This is a genomic window from Ruegeria sp. AB8, assembly GCF_056542605.1.
On sequence record NZ_JBQGAB010000086.1, the window covers coordinates 1 to 1,476 of the forward strand.

General features: G+C 54.3%; 1 protein-coding gene. It reads left to right on the forward strand.

Going from position 1 to position 1,476, the window contains the following annotated elements; genetic code table 11:
- Positions 1–50: 50 nt before the first annotated feature.
- Positions 51–1,402 (forward strand): IS3 family transposase gene (locus tag ACR0CG_RS23810; RefSeq protein WP_170825240.1). Its coding sequence is split into 2 segments (ribosomal slippage): positions 51–387 and positions 387–1,402, totalling 1,353 coding nucleotides; the frame shifts between segments, so codons are not numbered across the junction.
- Positions 1,403–1,476 lie beyond the last annotated feature (74 nt).

Consider the following 1,476-nt stretch of genomic DNA (forward strand, 5'->3'; position numbering starts at 1 on the left):
GATTTGATAAGAGAGGGTTTCTGGCTCATCGTAACCGCCAAGGAGTGGAGATGAGAAAGAAACCCGGAACCAAGCAGAGCTACGGTGAGAAGGTCGTAAAGGACATTCGCCGTGTGACCCGCAAACAGTATTCCGCAGAAGAGAAGATCAGGATCGTGCTGGACGGCCTTAAAGGCGAGGACAGCATTGCAGAGCTGTGCCGTCGTGAGGGCATCGCGCAGAGCCTGTATTACAGCTGGTCCAAGGAATTTCTGGAAGCCGGCAAGAAACGTCTGGCAGGTGACACGGCCCGTGCGGCAACTTCCGCCGAAGTGAAGGATCTGAGACGGGAAGCCCGTGATCTAAAGGAAGTTGTTGCAGAACAGGCCCTGGAACTGCGTTTGCTCAAAAAAAGCATGATCGCAGATGGGGACGACGACGAATGAGGTATCCTGCATCTGAAAAGCTGGAGATCATCCGCCTCGTCGAAGGTTCGCATCTCCCGACCAAGCGCACTTTGGAAAAGCTGGGCATCCCGAAGACCACCTTCTATCGCTGGTACGACCGGTATCTGTCGGGTGGTCCTGAGGCGCTTGAGGATCGTAGTCCCAAGCCCTCACGGGTCTGGAACCGCATTCCGCAGCCAATGCGTGAGAAGATCAAGGACCTGGCACTGAAGGAAAGTGAGCTTTCCCCGCGTGAGTTAGCTGTTCGCTTCACCGACACAGAAAAGTACTTTGTGTCAGAGGCTTCGGTCTATCGCATCCTCAAGTCCTACGATCTGATCACCAGCCCGGCTTATGTGGTTTTGTCGGCCGCAGACGAGTTCCAGGACAAGACCACACGGCCGAACCAACTCTGGCAGACCGACTTCACTTACCTGAAGGTCATCGGCTGGGGCTGGTTCTATCTCAGTACGATCCTGGACGATTACAGCCGTTACATCATCGCTTGGAAGCTTTGTACGACTATGAAGACCGAGGATGTGACCGACACGCTGGACCTGGCACTACAGGCGTCGGGCTGTGATCAGGCAACCGTGCTGCACAAACCGCGCCTGCTCAGTGATAACGGATCCAGTTATATCTCTGGTAAACTTGCTGAATGGCTGGAAGATCAGGAAATGGATCATGTCCGAGGGGCGCCATACCATCCGCAAACTCAGGGAAAGATCGAGCGCTGGCACCAGACCTTGAAGAACCGCATCTTGCTGGAAAACTACTACCTGCCCGGTGATCTCAGGCAGCAGATCGATGCTTTCGTCGATCACTACAACCACCGGCGCTACCACGAAAGCTTACAAAACCTCACGCCCGCTGATGTCTACTTCGGGCGCGGACAGACCATTCTAAAACAACGAGAGAGGATCAAACGAAAGACCATCGAAACCCGGCGCTTGCTTCACCGCAAATCCGCCGCATAATCAAACCAACCAGATGAGCCACATCCTCTCTTAGATCAGAGCGCCATCTGTCCCAAAATCCCTGACGACGGACA